The organism is Niallia sp. FSL R7-0648 (assembly GCF_038007005.1).
Classification (GTDB): Bacteria; Bacillota; Bacilli; order Bacillales; family Cytobacillaceae; genus Niallia; species Niallia circulans.
The window spans coordinates 1-1,868 of record NZ_JBBOWE010000009.1; the positions used below are offsets into that span (position 1 = coordinate 1).

At 30.1% G+C, this 1,868-nt stretch carries 1 protein-coding gene; it reads right to left on the reverse strand.

Annotation, left to right across the window (positions count from 1 at the left end):
* Positions 1–38 precede the first annotated feature (38 nt).
* Positions 39–1,070 (reverse strand): serine hydrolase domain-containing protein, encoded by a 1,032-nt coding sequence (locus NSQ89_RS25285; RefSeq protein WP_144547505.1) that lies wholly within the window; start codon positions 1,068–1,070, stop codon positions 39–41.
* Between the last annotated feature and the right edge of the window lie 798 nt (positions 1,071–1,868).

Here is a 1,868-nt window from a genome sequence, read left to right on the forward strand (position 1 = left end):
GGGAAAAGTGCTGGCTTAATTTATTGTAAGGGACAGACTTATTCCATTTTTAATATTAACTGATCTTCAATGAGTTTCGAAACTTCAAACGCACCTTCAGATTTATTTGAACAGATAACAGTATGAATTTGTGATTTGGGGTAAAAGGCAGAATGAAAATTAACTCCAGGATCGTAACCCATAATATGATATTTAAAAATAGCATTTTCCTTTTTCTCTATCCATAACCCATAACCATAAAATCCGGTTGATTTCTTTGTTTGAATAAATGGAGTAAGTAACTTGGAAGTATATTCATCACTTAATAATTGATTAGTTAGAAGTGCATTCCATAAACTTGACATATCAAGTGCAGTTACAAATGCGCCTCCATCTGCACCACCTTTTGCAGGCAATGAGTAAATATTTGTTCTCCATTTATTGTTCGGCAAATCGATATAACCTAAAGCAGTGTTTTTTGGAAGAGCATCTAATTCATAATAACCAGAGTTTTGCATTCCGACCTTTTTAAAAATATTTTCTTCGATAAAATCAGTAAATGACATTTTACTTACTTCCTCGATGACCAATCCAAGCAAAATATATCCTGCATTATTATAATGAAATTTTTCACCGGCACTTGATTTCATTGGTTTATTCTGAAAAAGAGGCAAAAAATCGGTTAACTTTCTTATGTGATACATGGGAAGGTCTATCCACAACTCCTCGAAATCATCCATTATTTCCTCGTCGAAATAGTCTGGTATTCCTGCTGTGTGTGTTAAAAGGTGATGAATAGTAATATCTTTATTAAAATTTGGAAAGATAATAGGAAGACAGTCTTCTAATTTTGATTCAAAAGATAGTTTACCTTTCTCGACAAGTTGGCAAATAGCGATTGACGTAAATAATTTACATCCTGATGCAATGCCAAAGCGTGTATCTATAGTGTTTTTTATGTTGTCGCTACGATTAGCATAACCATAACTTGCAGAAAATAAATTATTTTCTGCTTTTTTGATAAGAATGGTTCCTGAAAACTTATTTCTATTTACAGTAATTTTTATTTGGTTTTCTAAACTAGTTTCCATTGTATCTCTCGCTTTCTAGTTAGTATATCTTTACTCTAACTTAACTCCATCCATATTGTACCATATAATTTATTTTCAAAAGAGCCATTGAAGTATCTTTCGGGTTTTGGAAATTAAATACGGATTTTTGTATGGAACAAAATAACGCGTTTTTCTCATGTAAAAGTTAATATAGTGGGGAAAATAAAAATGAACCAAAAGAATATCCTTGGGTTAATTCCTTTTCGCAAGTATAAGGACGATGATAAAAACTTCAATAGAAAGAAACGAGAAAAAACTATTATGGTTTTTTAGGAGAGGACAATAGAGGTTGGCGATGAGTATTCAAAGTGCCCTATAGATTGTTGTAAGATAAGACTATAATAATCAAAGAAGGGAAATATTACTTATGTAAATTAATAAGGTAATCGTGATTTCCTGCTGTACTCAATATTTTGTTAATCTCAAAATAGAGATTTTATTAACAATTTAAGAGATCAGTATTCTTTTATTAATTAGGATTAAGAAAAAAGAGTGCTTAAGGTAAGCATATATATATGCTAAACTGAAAAAAACAGTTGACGATTAAATGAATAATTGGTATTATATAAAAGTTGCCTCGAACGGTAACGATAATTGATAATTTAATAGTTAAAAGTTTTTAAGAAAGTTATTGACTAGCAACTATTAAATATGATATGATATAAAAGTTGCTTCTGATAGAAGCAAACAAATTGCTCTTTGAAAACTGAACAAACAAACGTCAACAATAATCGTTTTATAACTAGTGTTATAGAATGACAACAAGTAACAAAAAGC

Bases quoted from the DNA above. Each gene is read 5' to 3' on its own strand.
- NSQ89_RS25285 (WP_144547505.1), bottom strand. From the start codon at position 1,070: ATGGAAACTAGTTTAGAAAACCAAATAAAAATTACTGTAAATAGAAAT.